The sequence below is a fragment of the Noviherbaspirillum massiliense JC206 genome (genome assembly GCF_000312045.1).
Lineage (GTDB): Bacteria > Pseudomonadota > Gammaproteobacteria > Burkholderiales > Burkholderiaceae_D > Noviherbaspirillum > Noviherbaspirillum massiliense.
The window spans coordinates 2,790,983-2,806,308 of the sequence record NZ_HE978634.1; the positions used below are offsets into that span (position 1 = coordinate 2,790,983).

A 15,326-nucleotide genomic window follows, 5' to 3' on the forward strand; every position below is an offset into this window, starting at 1 on the left:
ATCCCTGGTCAGGGCCGTGCGCCGCCGTTTTTCCTCTCGTCCACAGGCGACAAGGCCACTGGCCGCAGCGCGGGCACCGTATCCTTCTGCGGCACATTGCGCTCGATCCAGCCCAGCATGTCCTGCCAGATGCGTTGCACTTCTGCCTTGGGCGGCATGGCTTGCGCATTGGGCAACTCGATTGTGACTACCGGCACCTTCTTGTGCAAGCCGCTGTAATTGCCGAGCGATCCGGGATAGACGCCAACCCGGTTGAACAGCAACCGGCCGAAACGGCGCGGCGGCGTGGCAGGGCCGTCGAGGTCGAGCACGCCGAAGGGCGCATGCACGGAAATGATGACATGCGGCCTGAAGCGCTCCATTTCCTGATGCAGCCAGCGGCTTTCCGGCTCGGACAGCGGGGTCGTGCCCGGAAAGCGGCGCGGATCGCTGCGGGTGGTTTTCATCCAGTAACGCGGCGCCTCCTGTTGCCAGCCGGGCGTTGGAAAGTTCCGGTTCAGGTCGACGCCATTTGCATTCATGCGCTGTGGCTTGGAGGCAAGCAAGCCGTCGGGATTCACCACGGGCATCACGCGCCAGTGGAATCGTTGTGCAACCGGCCCCTGCATCCATTGCATCCACTGGAACACGATCGCCGAGGAAGTCAGCTCATCGCCGTGTATCCCGCCGAGCAAAAGGACACGCACCGGCTCTTTGGCCGGAATGTCATTTGCTACAGGAAAGTCACGCGCAAGAAGCGGGAAGCCCTTTAGGGAGAACGAGCCGGTCGGCACCAAGGCACCGTGCTCGCAATTCGCAAGCAGCACGCCGGGCAGTCGCCCGATCAACCGCTTGCACCAGCCGCTCTGCTGCCCGGGATCGGCGGTTCCGGCAACTGCGGCTGCCGCGGAACCGGGCAGGCCAGCGCCGGCTCCGGCCATGAGGATGCAAGAGACAAGGCGCGCAATCAGGCCAACGGTGCGCACTCCTGCCCTTCGCATGGGCAGCGCTTACAGGCCGGCCGCAGCGCGCAGCGCCGCCGCCTTGTCAGTACGCTCCCAGGTGAACTCCGGCTCTTCGCGGCCGAAGTGGCCGTAGGCGGCCGTCTTCGCATAGATCGGGCGCAGCAGGTCGAGCATCTGGATGATGCCTTTCGGGCGCAGGTCGAACAGCTCGTTGACGAGTGCGGCGATCTTTTCATCCGGGATCACCCCCGTGCCCTCGGTGTAGACCGTCACGTTCATTGGCCGTGCCACGCCGATGGCGTATGCCACCTGAATCTGGCACTGGCGCGCCAGGCCGGCGGCGACGACGTTCTTGGCCACGTAGCGCGCGGCATAGGCCGCCGAGCGGTCGACCTTGGTCGGGTCCTTGCCCGAAAATGCGCCGCCGCCGTGCGGGCAGGCGCCGCCATAGGTGTCGACAATGATCTTGCGGCCGGTCAGGCCGCAGTCACCCTGGGGGCCGCCGATGACAAAGCGGCCGGTCGGGTTGACCAGGTAGCGGGTGTCCTTGAGCCACTCCTTGGGCAGCACCGGCTTGATGATTTCTTCGATCACGGCTTCGACGAATGCCGGCTTCATCTTGGCGCCGTCGCTCATCTCGGGGCTGTGCTGGGACGACAGCACCACGGTGTCGACCGAGTGCGGCTTGCCGTCGACGTAGCGCATGGTCACCTGGCTCTTGGCGTCGGGACGCAGGAAAGGCAGGCGGCCATCCTTGCGCAACTGAGCCTGGCGTTCGACCAGGCGGTGCGCGTAGTAAATCGGCGCGGGCATCAGCTCCGGCGTTTCATCGCAGGCATAGCCGAACATCAGGCCCTGGTCGCCGGCACCGGTGTTCAGGTGATCGTCGGAGGCATGGTCCACGCCCTGGGCGATGTCATTGGATTGCTTGTCGTAGGCGACCAGTACCGCGCATCCCTTGTAGTCGATGCCGTATTCGGTATTGTCGTAGCCGATGCGCTTGATGGTGTCGCGGGCGACCTGGATGTAGTCGACGTGTGCATTGGTCGTGATCTCGCCGGCCAGCACCACCAGGCCGGTGTTGCACAGCGTCTCGGCAGCCACGCGCGAACGCGGATCCTGCGTGAAGATCGCATCAAGAATAGCGTCGGAAATCTGATCGGCGACTTTGTCCGGGTGACCTTCCGAAACCGATTCGGAAGTGAAGAGATAATCATTTGCCATCGCAGGCTCCTATTGATTAAGAAGTTGACCCTTGTCGCGGCCAATCGATGAGCCTGCGACGCTTTAGCGAGATTTGTATTCCGCCTCGCAAGTTGTCTGTTAACTCGGCGGATAAAACTTTCGTGATATTTTACGCCTCTTGGAAAAAATCACCAACCGCCCCCCTCTTTTATTGATGCTCGTCACACTTTTTCGTTTTTTGTCCAAATTGCCATTGCCGGTGCTGCATGCGGTTGGCATCGTGATCGGCTGGCTGGTCTATCTCCTGTCTCCCTCCTACCGGAACCGGCTGAAAGAAAACATCTCTCGCGCCGGCTTTGCATCCGCGCTGCCGGCTTCGATCCGTGAAGCCGGCAAGAATGTGTTCGAACTGCCTTTCATCTGGTGCGCGAAGCCCGAGCGCGTCCTGAAAACCGCCACCGTGGAAAACTGGGAACTGGTGCAGGCGGCACTGGACGCGAAGCGCGGCGTCATCCTGCTGACGCCCCATCTCGGCTGCTTCGAAATCATCGCCCAGGCGATTGCGCAAAGGATTCCGCTCACCGCGCTCTACCGCCCGCCGCGCAAGGCAGCCCTCAAGCCCTTGATCGAAGGCGCGCGCTCCCGGCATAACCTGTTCCTCGCGCCCGCCAACCTGGGCGGCGTGCGCACGCTCCTCAAGGCGCTCAAGCAGGGCGGCGCCATCGGCCTGCTGCCGGACCAGGTTCCGCAAAACGGGGAAGGTGTTTGGGCCGACTTCTTCGGCAAGCCGGCATACACCATGACCCTGTCGGCCAAGTTGCAGCAGATGAGCGGTGCACCCATCATCCTCAGCTATGCCGAGCGCCTGCCCCGCAGCAAGGGCTATCTGGTGCGATTCGTGCCGTTCGAGCAAGCCTTGGGCGAGACGCCGGAACAACAGGCGCGGGCCATCAATGTCGCAATGGAAAAATTGATCGCGCGCTGCCCGGCACAGTATTTGTGGAGCTATAACCGCTACAAGAGGCCGGCCGGTGTCAGTGCGCCGCCGCCCGCCAAGGACGAGAAAGCATGAGGTTGCTGCTGGCTCTGATGTGGCTGCTGCACTGGCTGCCTCTGCCCGTGCTCGGACGCCTGGGCGAGGCGGCCGGTTCACTCTTGTTCCGAATCATGGGGCCGAGGCGCAACATCTGCCTGACCAATCTGCGTCTGTGCCTCCCCGAGCTGTCGGACAAGGAGCGCGAAGCGATCGCAAAGCGGCACTTCCAGGCCTACGCTCGCAGCATTCTCGAGCGCGGCATCCTCTGGTGGGCCTCCGAAGCGCGCATCAAGCGCCTGGTGGAATTCGAGCCTTGCATGCCACTGGATGAGATACGCGCCAACCCTACCATCCTGTTGTGCCCGCATTTCGTGTGCCTGGACGTCGCCGGCGCCGCGATTGCGATGCAAACATCCGGCTGCTCGATCTATACGCCGCAACGGAACCCGGTATTCGATGCCGTCCTGCGCAAGGGCCGCTCACGCTTCAATCCAGTGAAGCTGCTCTCCCGGGCGGAAGGCATCAAGCCCGTGATTCGCGTCTTGCGCCAGCGCTTGCCTTTTTTCATGCTGCCGGACCTCGACTTCGGTCCGCAGGATGCGGCCTTCGTTCCGTTTTTCGGCATCCCGGCAGCAACCCTGACCGCCCCTGCCCGGCTCGCAGCCGTGACCGGTGCCAAGGTCATTCCCGTCATCTCTACCTTTCTGCCGAATTACCGGGGATGGAAGGTGACTTTCTATCCGGCCTGGGAAAACTATCCGGGCGATGACATTCTGGCAGCGACACGGCGCATGAATGAATTCATCGAAGAACGCATCCGGGAGGTACCCGCGGAGTACTTCTGGACCCACAAGCGTTTCAAGACCCGTCCTCCTGGCATGCCGAGCGTGTATGCCAAGAACGCACCGGACGCGATGCCTTTCGAAGAGTAAAGCAAGCGCGGCCCGACGACAGCCTATAATCACAGTATGAAAATCAAGTTCACCAAGATGCATGGTGCCGGCAATGATTTCGTCGTCATCGACGCCATCAGCCAGCACATCAAGCTCACGCCCGCACAATGGCGCTTCCTGGCCGACCGCCGCTTCGGCGTCGGCGCTGACCAGATACTGGTGGTGGAAAAGCCGCAATCGGCTGGTGTCGATTTCCGCTACCGCATCTACAACGCCGACGGCGGGGAAGTGGAACAGTGCGGCAATGGCGCACGCGCCTTCGTCAAGTTCGTGACTGACAAGGGCCTGACCTCAAAGCAGGCCATCCGTGTCGAAACCATGGCAGGTGTGATCGAGCCGCGGCTCGAAGCCGACGGTCGCATCACGGTGGACATGGGCGCCCCCTTGCTGGAGCCGCACCAAGTACCTTTCGATGCCAGCGGGTTGACGGGAAAACAGGAAGGCGAAGACTTGCTGTGGCCGGTCGACATCCATGGCAAGGCGAACTGGATTTCGGTGGTTTCGATGGGCAATCCGCATGCAGTGCAAGTCGTGGAGGATGCGGAGACCGCGCCCGTCACCGCCGATGGCCCGGCGATCGAACACCATCCGCGTTTCCCGAAACGGGTGAATGCCGGCTTCATGCAAATTCTCGACCGCCATCAGATCAAGCTGCGTGTATTCGAGCGCGGCGCCGGCGAAACGCTGGCCTGCGGCACCGGCGCCTGTGCCGCCGTTGTCGCCGGCATCCGGCGCGGATTGCTGGATTCGCCGGTGAAGGTGAGCACGCGTGGCGGCGAACTGTCTATCGCCTGGGAGGGCCAAGGGTCGGCGGTCATGCTGACCGGTCCGGCAGTCAGCGTGTTCGAGGGCGAGATCGAGGTTTGACGCAATTATCCTGACGCTATCCGCCTTCCTCCAGGAGGCGGATCAGCCACCCTCCCTGCGCCGTTTTCTAGCCCGCTGCCGCAGGCTGTCCGCATGCGGATTTCCTTCCTGTTCCTGCAAATCCGCTGCTTTTGTCGGTTAAAATCGAGCCTCAATTGCGGCTCGGCATTGAAGCCGGCGCACCGGTGATCTCCCACCACTATTGATCCTTCTACCCATGAGCCATCCACTTGATTCCGACGCGGTTGCCGATTACCTGGCAACCAATCCCCATTTTTTCGAAGAACACGGCGATCTGCTGGCGAGGCTCAGACTGGTCAGCCCGATCGGCGGTCGCACCGTGTCCTTGCAGGAAAGGCAAATGGAGGTCCTGCGCGAAAAGGTCAAGACGATGGAATTACGCCTGGCCGAGTTGCTGCGGATCGGGCAGGAAAACGATGCGATCAGCCAGAAGTTCGTGCAGTGGACACGTTCCCTGCTGCTGGCGCGCAACGATGTCGACCTGCCGCATGTGCTCGTCAACGGACTGCAGACGATCTTCTCCGTGCCCCAGGCCACCTTGCGCATCTGGGGCGTAGCGCCCGAGTTTTCCCATACCTGGTTCGCGGCCGCGGTGTCCGACGATGCGAAAATCTTCTGCAACGGCTTGACCGCCCCCTTCTGCGGCCAGAACCTGGATTTCGAGGCAGCCTCCTGGCTCGACGATGGTGCCGCCGTCCAGTCGATCGCGATGCTGCCGCTGCGCACGGGCGCTGCGCCGGAAGCCTTCGGCCTGCTGGTGCTGGGATCGCCCGATCCGACCCGGTTCACCTCCGACATGGCGACCGATTTCCTGCAAATGATCGGCGAAACCGCAAGCGCCGCACTGACCTACTTCCTCGACTGACTTGCTTTTCCCCGTGGGCGCCGACGCCAATCACGCCAGCTTGAACGGCTACCTGGAAAATCTGCGTACCCAGCGCAAGCTGTCGGCGCACACCCTCGATAGCTATCGGCGCGACCTGGCGGAACTCGCGGCCTTTGTCGAAGCCTTGCCGGGCAAGCCCGGGGTCGGCGCGGTCAACCACTTTCAGATCCGCAAGTTCGCGTCGCAACTGCATGCGAAAGGCTTGAATCCGCGCTCCATCGCCCGCAAATTGTCCGCCTGGCGCGGCTTTTACGAATGGCTTGCCGAGCATGAGACGCTGGCAGCCAACCCGGTCGATGGCGTGAAGGCGCCGAAACGCAGCAAGCCCTTGCCGAAAGCCTTGTCCGCCGACGATGCGGTGCGGCTGGTCTCGGAACATAATCCCGCCAAAGACTCCCATTCGCCCTCGCAGCTATGCAATCGCGCGATGTTCGAACTGTTGTATTCCAGCGGCTTGCGCGTGTCGGAACTGACGGCGCTGGATGTGCGCTATGCAAAGGATGGTGACCATGAATCGGCCGGCTGGGTCGATTTCGATGCCGCTGAAGTGATTGTCACCGGCAAGGGCAGCAAGCAGCGCAGGGTGCCGGTCGGGAAGCCGGCGCTCGAAGCGCTTGCATCCTGGATGGCTGTGCGCGGAGCGCTGCTGAAGAGTGACTCGCATCCGCTATTCCTGACCGAGCGCGGCACTCGCATGTCGCCGCGCGTCGTCCAGACACGGCTGAAGGCGCATGCACGCGCACTCGGGATTCCCGCAGATGTGCATCCACATGTGCTGCGGCATTCCTTCGCGTCCCACGTCCTGCAGTCGTCAGGCGATTTGCGTGCCGTGCAGGAAATGCTCGGCCATGCATCGATCGCTGCCACGCAGATCTACACTTCGCTCGACTTCCAGCGCCTTGCACAGGTCTACGATGCGGCGCACCCGCGCGCGAAGAAGGCGAATTCCGGCAAATAAGCGCAGCCAAGCGCGCTCCTGCTACTAGAGATTAGAGTTCAGACCATGCTCACCATTACACTCAAGCCCGGCAAGGAAAAAAGCCTGTTGCGCCGCCATCCCTGGATCTTCCCCGCCGCGATCGAGCGAATCGACGGCAAGCCGGAAGAAAAGTCGAAGCCCGGCGCCACCGCGGTGGTGCAGTCGGCATCCGGCCAGTTCCTGGCGCGCGCCGCGCACAGCCCGAAGTCGCAAATCCGCGCACGGGTCTGGAGCTTCAGTGAAAATGAGCCGGTCGATCATGCGATGATCAAGCGCCGCCTGAAAAAGGCGATCGACTATCGGCGCGCTGCCGTCCGCGATACCGATGCAATCCGGCTGGTGTTCGGCGAGGCGGATGGCTTCCCGGGACTGGTGGTCGACTGGTATGGCGGCAAGGATGGCCACCTGGTCTGTCAGTTCCAGTCGGCCGGCGTGGAAACCTGGAAGGTGCCGATCGTGCAAGCACTGATTGCCGAAACCGGCTGCCCGAACGTGTATGAGCGTTCCGACGCGTCGGTGCGCGAACGCGAAGGCCTGCCGCTAGTAACCGGCACCCTGGCCGGCGCGGAACCGCAGGAAGAAACCCTGGTGACCGAAAACGGCGTGCGCTATGCGGTCGATATCCGAACCGGCCACAAGACCGGCTTTTATGTCGACCAGCGCGACAACCGCAGGCTGGTGATGGACCATGCAAACGGGCGCGATGTACTCAATTGCTTCTGCTATACCGGAGGCTTTTCGCTGGCGGCACTGAAAGGCGGCGCGAAGAGCGTGATCTCCATTGATTCATCCGGTGAAGCGCTGGCAGTCGCTCAACGCAACATGGCATTGAACGGTTTCGACGACGCAAAAGCGCAATGGTGGGATGCGGATGTGTTCAAGACGCTGCGGAGCCTGCGTGAGCAAGGCCAGTCCTTCGACCTGATCGTGCTGGACCCGCCGAAGTTCGCCTCCTCTCCCGCCCATGTCGAGCGCGCGGCGCGGGCTTACAAGGATATCAACCTGCTCGGGCTGCAACTGCTGCGCGAAGGCGGCTTGCTGTTCACCTATTCCTGCTCCGGCGCCATCAGCGCGGACCTGTTCCAGAAGATCGTCGCTGGCGCTGCGAGCGATGCCAGAGTCGATGCGCGCATCCTGCGCCGGCTGTCGGCTGGCGCTGATCACCCGATGACGACGAACTTCCCGGAAGGGGAATATCTGAAGGGCTTGATGCTGCACAAGCTGTAATACCGACCGGTGCCGGATTTTGCACGCCGATCGCACAATTTGGGCATAATCCTCGGTCCGGTTTCTTTTTGAGGATGGCGCACAGCGCGCGCCCAGTTAAGTCATGGCACTGATTCCAACCACAATTCTGACCGGCTTCCTCGGTGCTGGGAAAACTACCTTGCTCAACCGCATGCTGCGCGAGCCGCACGGCCACAAGATCGCCGTGATCGAAAACGAATTCGGCCAGGAAAACATCGATAACGAAATCCTGGTGCAGGAGAGTAACGAACAGATCGTCGAGATGAACAACGGCTGCATCTGCTGCACCGTGCGCGGCGATCTGATCGTGGCGCTGGAAACCCTTGGACGCAAGCGCGACGAGGGTGAATTGCAGTTCGACCATGTGGTCATCGAAACCACGGGCGTGGCGAACCCGGGGCCGGTCGCGCAAACCTTTTTCATGGATGACGCAGTCGCCTCCCGCTATCTGCTCGACGCCATCATCACCGTCGTCGATACCAGACATGCGATGCAGCAGCTCGACGAACATGAAGAAGCCCAGCGGCAGGTTGGTTTCGCCGACCGGATACTGCTGTCCAAAACCGACCTGGTCGACGCTGCCCAGACAGAAACGCTGATCGCGCGCCTTCGTCGCATCAACCCGCGCGCCACAATCGGCAGGACCGAATTCGGCAAGGTGCCGGTCAGCGAAGTGCTTGACCTGCGCGGCTTCAATCTGAATGACAAGCTGGAAATCGACCCGGCCTTCCTCGCGGAAGAAGAACATGAACATCATGATTGTGACGAACATTGCGATCATGATCATCACGATCACCATCACGCCCATCATTCGGATGGCATTGCTGCCTTTGCATTCAAGAGCGACCGCCCGTTCGATGTGGCGAAGCTGGATGAATTTCTGGGCAGTCTGGTGCAGGTTTATGGACCGCGCATGCTGCGCTACAAAGGGGTCCTGTGGATGGAAGGCGCCGACCGCAAGGTGGTTTTCCAGGGCGTCCATCAGATGATGGGAACCGATATTGGGGCGAAATGGAGCGATTCCGAACCGCGCGGCAGCAAAATGGTGTTTATCGGCAAGAATCTGCCGAAAGACATTTTTATTCGCGGTCTGGAACAATGTTTGGTATAAACTATGAAAGTTTTGATTCAGGCTTGACGTCCGGAGGCAGCTAATCACTTGACAATAAGCATGGGAAAGTTCCATGCGAGGCCCGCCGCAAATCCGGGCAGTTCTTTGAATTGAGGACACTATGAACGCAACCGTTACAAGATCCGTCCCGAAGAGCAAGGCGAGCAAAACCGACACCAAGCTGTCCGCCAAATCAAGCGCTACCGGTAAGCTAGCTTCAGCGACCAAAACCGCAAGCAAGCCTGCAGTCAAGGCAGCGGCAAATCCGACAAAAGCCGTGGTCAGGAACAGCAAAATAACTGCTGAAGTCAAAATCCGGTCGGAAGCGGCGCCTGAAGCGGTGCGAAAATCCAACACCAAGCCGGCTCCTGTCAAAACTGTGGCATTGTCTGCGGCAAGCAGGACCGGATCTTCATCGAAAACCGCTGCACAACACGGTCAGGCTTTGCCGCCTGATGTTATGAGCAGCAACAATGCAAATCCAGGATCAGTAGATAAAATGGGACAAACCCAAGTTTCGAAAGCAAGCGAAGTGGCTACCAAAACAACGAAACCGACTCCGAGTAGCGCAGGCAATGCTCCTTTGCTGACTGAAGAAGAAATTCTTCAGATGAGCGACAAGGATTACATGAACGACGCGCAATTGGCCTTTTTCAAGGCTCGGCTGCAGCAACTCGAAAGAGATCTGCTGAAGAATGCCGGTGAGACGACGGAGCACTTGCGTGAAACCGTCCTCGTGCCGGACCCTGCCGATCGCGCGACGATCGAGGAAGAGCATGCGCTGGAGTTGCGTACCCGGGATCGCGAGCGCAAGCTGCTCAAAAAGGTGCAGCAGGCAATCGCCAGCATCGATGCTGGGGAATATGGCTGGTGCGAAGAAACCGGGGAACCGATTGGCATTCCACGCCTGCTTGCACGCCCGACCGCAACCCTGTCGCTGGAAGCGCAACAGCGCCGCGAACTGAAACAGAAGCTGTACGGCGACTGATATTAGCCGCGCCGGTTGAGAATTCCGGCTCGCAGACCAGCAGAATAAGTGTGCATTTCTCCTGAATTGCACACTTGTTTGCTTATGAGGGCTGCACCTTTCCCGCCTTGCCAGCCATTAAACCAAATGCAACATTTTGCTTGCTTTTTGTGGCTGGCACTCGGCTTCGCCAATTGACAAAGCACAATACTCACGCTGTAATCCTTTTCCGGCGTCGAATTTGTGTTACCTTTAGGCACTATCAGTCACTTTTGTCCGCAAGGGCGGTGAACGCACACTGTCACGGCCGATAGCAGCTATACGAACGGACACAAGCCACGCCACCGCAAGTAGCGCGTGGCCACACTCAATCAGGGACAACGTGGGAATTTTTACGCTTTTTGGAAAGAAGGATGAGCCGGAAGAAAAGCCTTCCGGCAAAAGTTCTTCGCAAGCAAAACGCGACAAAACCCTGCCCGGCAACGATGGCGGTCGTTCGCAGGCAGGTCAACGCAATATGCACGTCGCCCGCGCTGCGACGGCAAAGAAAATCGATGCCATCGAATCCGAAATGTCCTCGGAATTCGTCCGGGCGGCCAATACCATTCCCGGCAACACCGTGCCCGGCCCCGCTACTGTCCCGGGGAACCTGCCCCAACCATCGCGCGCCAATGCTTCAGCATCCGCACAGCCCGGCAGCCCCACGCTGAGCCAGCCCACACTGCCGGTCATGGGCCCCACCACGGAATTCTTGCTGGATGGGGCAACCGCCCTCGGCGATATCGCCGTGCCCGCATCGGATGCGACGGCTGTTCTTGAGGAAGCCGCAATTCTGTTTGCCAATGGGCAAACCGCTGTGGTTGAGCAAATGCTGCTGGGAGCGATTCAGGAAGACAATCTCGGTGGCGCCACGCTGACGGCATGGTGGATGCTGTTTGACCTGTACCAGATCAGCGGGAAGCAGCAGGAATTCGAAAATCTCTCCATCGAGTACGTCAGCAAGTTCGAAACTTCACCACCGGCATGGGTCAACGCCAGCGCCGCCAGCGTAAAGAAGGCACCGGCCGGCGCCGTACCGACAGTGGCGTTTTCAGGCAAACTGGATGCCAGCAGCAGCAAGCTGCTTGAACGCCTGCAGAAGCTGTCCGAAACCAACCGCACCTTGCGTCTCGAATTCAACCGGGTCAGCGAAGTCGCGCCAGAAGGCTGCAGCCTTTTGCTGGATATGCTGAAGAAGCTGCACAAGTCCGGACATGACCTGATCCTGGTCGGCGCTGCAGAGCTTCTCAACAAGATCCGGGCAGTCGTGGAAGTCGGCAGGCGTGATGAAACCGAAGATCCATGGCTGCTGCTGCTGGAAATCCTGCGCCTGTTGAACCGGGAAAAGGAATTCGAGGAAGCCAGCATCGATTACTGCGTCACGTTTGAAGTTTCTCCGCCGGCCTTTGTCGCGCCGAAAAACAAGGTGACGACGGCAGCCGCGGAAGCGGCGGCAGCCGACGGCGAAAGCGACCACTTCAAGATGCCTGCAATAATCGAAGGCGCGATCGATCCACTGATCCTGGCAATCGGTGCCTATACCGATCAGCATAATCCAGCGTTCATCGATTGCTCGCGCCTGAACCGCGTCGATTTCAGCGCAGCAGGAAAATTGCTGACCGGCCTGGCGCCATTCTGCAGCAATGGCAAGACCATTGAATTCCATAACGTCAATCATCTGGTTACTGCCCTGTTCAGCATCATCGGATTGAAGGACATCGTCCGCATTTCCCCCCGCAAGAGCTGATTCCGGCCCGCGGGAACCTTCCCTGTAAATTCAAGCCTCTTCACAAACCTTCTCCGCTTCCCGCGGCGAAGGTTTTCGTTCATTGCCGCCGTTTTGTCCTTGCGTTGCCGATTAGCGGCTTCCAGGACGGCACTTGTAATCCGCCATGGCATCCCCAACTGGACAAAGTTACGCGCACAACAATTTCTGTTTTATCGTTTTCAGAGGCCAAGCATGGAACAATTTCACGGCACCACCATCCTGACGGTGCGCCGCGGCAATGTCGTCGCATTAGGCGGCGATGGCCAGGTGACCCTGGGCAATGTGGTCATGAAAGGCAGCGCCCGCAAGGTACGCAAGCTGTATCAGGGCAAGGTGCTTGCCGGATTCGCGGGCGGAACCGCGGATGCCTTTACCCTGCTCGAACGTTTTGAAGGCAAGCTGGAAAAGCACCAAGGCCATTTGCTGCGTGCCTCGGTGGAATTGGCCAAGGACTGGCGTACCGACCGCATTCTGCGGCGTCTGGAAGCCATGCTTTTGGTAGCAGACCGCGAATCGACGCTGATCATCACCGGCAATGGCGATGTGCTGGAACCGGAACTGGGCATTGGCGCAATCGGTTCCGGCGGCGTGTATGCGCAGTCAGCGGCGAGAGCCCTTTATGAAAATACCGAGATGTCGCCGGCCGAGATCGTGAAGAAATCGCTCACCATTGCTGGAGAGCTATGCATCTACACCAATCTGTCGCACATCATTGAAACGCTGGATTAACCCGCCCCTGGTTTGCGGGCCACTTGAATAGCAAAGATTCATCATGAACATGACCCCTCAAGAGATCGTTTCCGAACTCGACAAGCATGTCGTCGGCCAAGGACGCGCGAAACGCGCCGTCGCCATTGCGCTGCGCAACCGCTGGCGGCGGCAGCAGGTAGCGGAACCGCTGCGTCACGAGATCACGCCCAAGAACATTCTCATGATCGGCCCGACCGGTGTCGGCAAGACCGAAATTGCGCGTCGCCTCGCCAAGCTGGCCGACGCGCCTTTCATCAAGGTGGAGGCAACCAAATTCACCGAGGTCGGTTATGTCGGGCGTGACGTAGACACGATCATCCGCGACCTGATCGATATCGGCATCAAGCAGACGCGCGAAGCAGAAATGCGCAAGGTGCGCGCGCGCGCCGAAGACAATGCGGAAGACCGGGTGCTCGACATCCTCGTGCCGCCGCCGCGCGATTTCGGTTTCGGCACTTCCGCTTCTTCCGACAGCGACTCCAGCACGCGTCAGACCATGCGCAAGCGCTTGCGCGAAGGCGCGTTCGACGAGCGCGAAATCGAAGTGGAAGTGGCCGATGCCGTGCCGAGCATGGAAATCATGGCCCCGCCCGGCATGGAAGAAATGACGGAACAGATCAAGTCGATGTTTTCCGGCCTGGGCAGCGGCCGCAAGAAGATGCGCAAGCTCAAGATCAAGGAAGCGATGAAGCTCCTGGTCGAGGAAGAAGCGGCGAAGCTGGTCAACGAAGACGAGCTGAAGCAGAAGGCGATCGCCAACGTCGAACAGAACGGCATCGTGTTCCTGGACGAGATCGACAAGATCGCCACCCGCTCGGAAGTCGGCGGCGCCGATGTCTCGCGTGCCGGCGTGCAGCGCGACCTGCTGCCTCTGGTGGAAGGCACGACCGTCAACACCAAGTACGGCATGATCAAGACCGATCACATCCTGTTCATCGCATCGGGCGCCTTTCACTTGTCCAAGCCTTCGGACCTGATTCCGGAATTGCAGGGTCGCTTCCCGATCCGGGTCGAACTGGAATCGCTGTCGATCGCCGATTTCGAGCGCATCCTGACCGGCACCGATGCCTGCCTGACCAAGCAGTATGAAGCCCTGCTGTCGACGGAAGGCGTGCGGGTTGAATTCACCGCGGACGGCATCCGGCGCATTGCGGAAATCGCCTTCTCCGTGAATGAGAAAACAGAAAACATCGGCGCGCGCCGCCTGTACACAGTGATGGAAAAGCTGCTGGAAGAAATGTCGTTCTCGGCCACCGAGAAGGCAGGCCGGACGGTAAGCGTGGATGCGGCCTACGTGGATGAAAAGCTGGGCGCACTCTCCGTCAACGAAGACTTGTCGCGTTACGTGTTGTGATCAACAGCGCAGGCCAACGTGCCTGCGCTCCTTTCTGATTCCACCAGCATCATGGCAAACAAGGCGCTTGCCAAACGGCAGAAGATGACCATCCGGGTCGAACCGTCCCAGAAGGCGTTGAAGCCGCGCAACCCAATTGCACTCGCTGCAAAACAACGCGTTGCCGGCAGCCATCAGAAATCCGTTTCCGCCCAGCGGCAGATGGAAAAGCGCGCGCTGAAAAAGGCGGTCAACGAACCGGAAGACAAATAAAGGCGACAGGCCGCCTGAGTGTGCCGCCTGCCGCCTACCTCATTGTCTGCCCTTACTGTGGCGCCGAAGCAGCGCTGCCATGGGATTGACGCAAGGCGGGATTGGCAGCCGGGTTGGTGTTGGTCGTACCCGCAGGTGCGGCCGGAGTTCCTGAAGAAGCACCGGTGCCGGTCGCTCCTGTCTGTGCTGCTACCGAACCCGGATTGACCACCATCGAGGGCGGCGCGGTTGTACCGGGGGTTGCAGGCATGGCGGCGGGAGCAGCCGGAGAAACGGATGACTGCGCGGATGACTGGGGCAATGCTTGTTGTACCGGCGGTGCCGCCGTCGGGGCGGCGCCAGGCTGTTGCGTTCCCGGCAGGGAAGGAACACCCGGTGCGGCCGAAGACGGGGCTTGCGCAGCGGGAGCGGCCGGTGCAGCTGCCGCCGGCATCTGGGGCGCGAGTACACCCGACGGACGAGCCTGAGCGGCAGCACCTGGTGCTGCGGACGCCGGGGATGATGCGGGCGCCGAAAGCGGCGAATTGCTCGCCAGATTCACTTGCGCCTTTGCGCTTTCCGGCAATTCCACCCGCTTGCTGGCACCACCATCCGACAGCAGTACGTAATCCTTGTGCACTTCCTTGACGATCACACCCGGCACCACTTCCCTGCCCGCTCTCACCGCCTGCGCTGGCTTGCCGTCGGCGCTGAGAATCGCCACACTTTCACTTGCAGTGCCGGACATGATGATGCCGCGCAACTGATAATTGGTCGCGACATCGGCCTTGCCGGCGCGTCCTCCAAACAGGGAGGACGCCGAATCCACGTTGACTTCAGCATTCGCCACGCGCGGCGGCGCGGCCACCGGGCGCAAGGGCGGCTTGAACAATTGCAGCCCCCAGTACGCGAGCGACGCGCACAGGGCCAGGAACAGAACAAAACTCGCAACCAGGGGCAAGCGTTTCATTGGTTCTTGTCCTCGAG

Annotated in this window: 15 protein-coding genes; 12 read left to right on the forward strand and 3 right to left on the reverse strand. The window is 60.4% G+C overall.

The window, feature by feature from the left end; translation table 11 throughout:
• Nucleotides 1-8 precede the first annotated feature (8 nt).
• The gene (locus tag HGHM_RS13630; protein WP_245549216.1) at nucleotides 9-980 is read right to left on the reverse strand and encodes a M14 family zinc carboxypeptidase; all 972 of its coding nucleotides are present in this window, start codon (nucleotides 978-980) and stop codon (nucleotides 9-11) included.
• Between the two features lie 9 nt (nucleotides 981-989).
• Entirely contained in the window at nucleotides 990-2,168 is a 1,179-nt protein-coding gene (metK, locus tag HGHM_RS13635; protein ID WP_019142098.1) for a methionine adenosyltransferase, read from the reverse strand.
• A gap of 175 nt (nucleotides 2,169-2,343) precedes the next feature.
• Between metK and HGHM_RS13640 the strand changes: the two genes are divergently transcribed.
• The 12 genes from HGHM_RS13640 (at nucleotide 2,344) to HGHM_RS13695 (ending at nucleotide 14,360) form a co-directional block, all read left to right on the forward strand.
• Complete coding sequence (locus HGHM_RS13640) at nucleotides 2,344-3,201, forward strand: lysophospholipid acyltransferase family protein (RefSeq protein WP_019142099.1); 858 nt, start codon at nucleotides 2,344-2,346, stop codon at nucleotides 3,199-3,201.
• Nucleotides 3,198-4,097 (forward strand): LpxL/LpxP family acyltransferase, encoded by a 900-nt coding sequence (locus HGHM_RS13645; protein ID WP_019142100.1) that lies wholly within the window; start codon nucleotides 3,198-3,200, stop codon nucleotides 4,095-4,097. Before HGHM_RS13640 ends, HGHM_RS13645 begins: the two co-directional genes overlap by 4 nt.
• A gap of 36 nt (nucleotides 4,098-4,133) precedes the next feature.
• Nucleotides 4,134-4,985 carry a diaminopimelate epimerase gene (gene dapF, locus HGHM_RS13650; protein WP_019142101.1) on the forward strand — a complete coding sequence of 284 codons (852 nt, stop codon included), beginning with the start codon at nucleotides 4,134-4,136 and terminating at the stop codon, nucleotides 4,983-4,985.
• 217 nt (nucleotides 4,986-5,202) lie between these two features.
• Nucleotides 5,203-5,871 (forward strand): DUF484 family protein, encoded by a 669-nt coding sequence (locus HGHM_RS13655; RefSeq protein WP_019142102.1) that lies wholly within the window; start codon nucleotides 5,203-5,205, stop codon nucleotides 5,869-5,871.
• 1 nt (nucleotide 5,872) lies between these two features.
• Nucleotides 5,873-6,850 (forward strand): tyrosine recombinase XerC, encoded by a 978-nt coding sequence (gene xerC / locus HGHM_RS13660; RefSeq protein ID WP_020693850.1) that lies wholly within the window; start codon nucleotides 5,873-5,875, stop codon nucleotides 6,848-6,850.
• 45 nt (nucleotides 6,851-6,895) lie between these two features.
• On the forward strand, nucleotides 6,896-8,098 hold the full coding sequence (locus HGHM_RS13665) for a class I SAM-dependent rRNA methyltransferase (protein ID WP_019142104.1): 1,203 nt from the start codon (nucleotides 6,896-6,898) through the stop codon (nucleotides 8,096-8,098).
• Nucleotides 8,099-8,201: 103 nt separating this feature from the next.
• On the forward strand, nucleotides 8,202-9,230 hold the full coding sequence (locus HGHM_RS13670) for a CobW family GTP-binding protein (RefSeq protein WP_019142105.1): 1,029 nt from the start codon (nucleotides 8,202-8,204) through the stop codon (nucleotides 9,228-9,230).
• 499 nt (nucleotides 9,231-9,729) lie between these two features.
• Nucleotides 9,730-10,218, forward strand: a complete 489-nt coding sequence (gene dksA, locus HGHM_RS23855) for an RNA polymerase-binding protein DksA (RefSeq protein WP_075111750.1) — start codon at nucleotides 9,730-9,732, stop codon at nucleotides 10,216-10,218.
• A 361-nt stretch (nucleotides 10,219-10,579) separates the two neighbouring features.
• The gene (locus HGHM_RS13680) at nucleotides 10,580-11,983 is read left to right on the forward strand and encodes an STAS domain-containing protein (RefSeq protein WP_019142107.1); all 1,404 of its coding nucleotides are present in this window, start codon (nucleotides 10,580-10,582) and stop codon (nucleotides 11,981-11,983) included.
• Between the two features lie 213 nt (nucleotides 11,984-12,196).
• Nucleotides 12,197-12,733 carry an ATP-dependent protease subunit HslV gene (hslV, locus tag HGHM_RS13685; RefSeq protein WP_019142108.1) on the forward strand — a complete coding sequence of 179 codons (537 nt, stop codon included), beginning with the start codon at nucleotides 12,197-12,199 and terminating at the stop codon, nucleotides 12,731-12,733.
• A gap of 43 nt (nucleotides 12,734-12,776) precedes the next feature.
• A complete protein-coding gene (gene hslU / locus HGHM_RS13690; protein WP_019142109.1) occupies nucleotides 12,777-14,108 on the forward strand; it encodes an ATP-dependent protease ATPase subunit HslU in 1,332 nt (443 codons plus the stop codon).
• A gap of 51 nt (nucleotides 14,109-14,159) precedes the next feature.
• The gene (locus HGHM_RS13695; protein WP_026076025.1) at nucleotides 14,160-14,360 is read left to right on the forward strand and encodes a hypothetical protein; all 201 of its coding nucleotides are present in this window, start codon (nucleotides 14,160-14,162) and stop codon (nucleotides 14,358-14,360) included.
• 52 nt (nucleotides 14,361-14,412) lie between these two features.
• Here HGHM_RS13695 and HGHM_RS22330 read toward each other — a convergent pair whose 3' ends face one another.
• The gene (locus tag HGHM_RS22330) at nucleotides 14,413-15,309 is read right to left on the reverse strand and encodes a type II secretion system protein N (protein WP_081583565.1); all 897 of its coding nucleotides are present in this window, start codon (nucleotides 15,307-15,309) and stop codon (nucleotides 14,413-14,415) included.
• Nucleotides 15,310-15,326 lie beyond the last annotated feature (17 nt).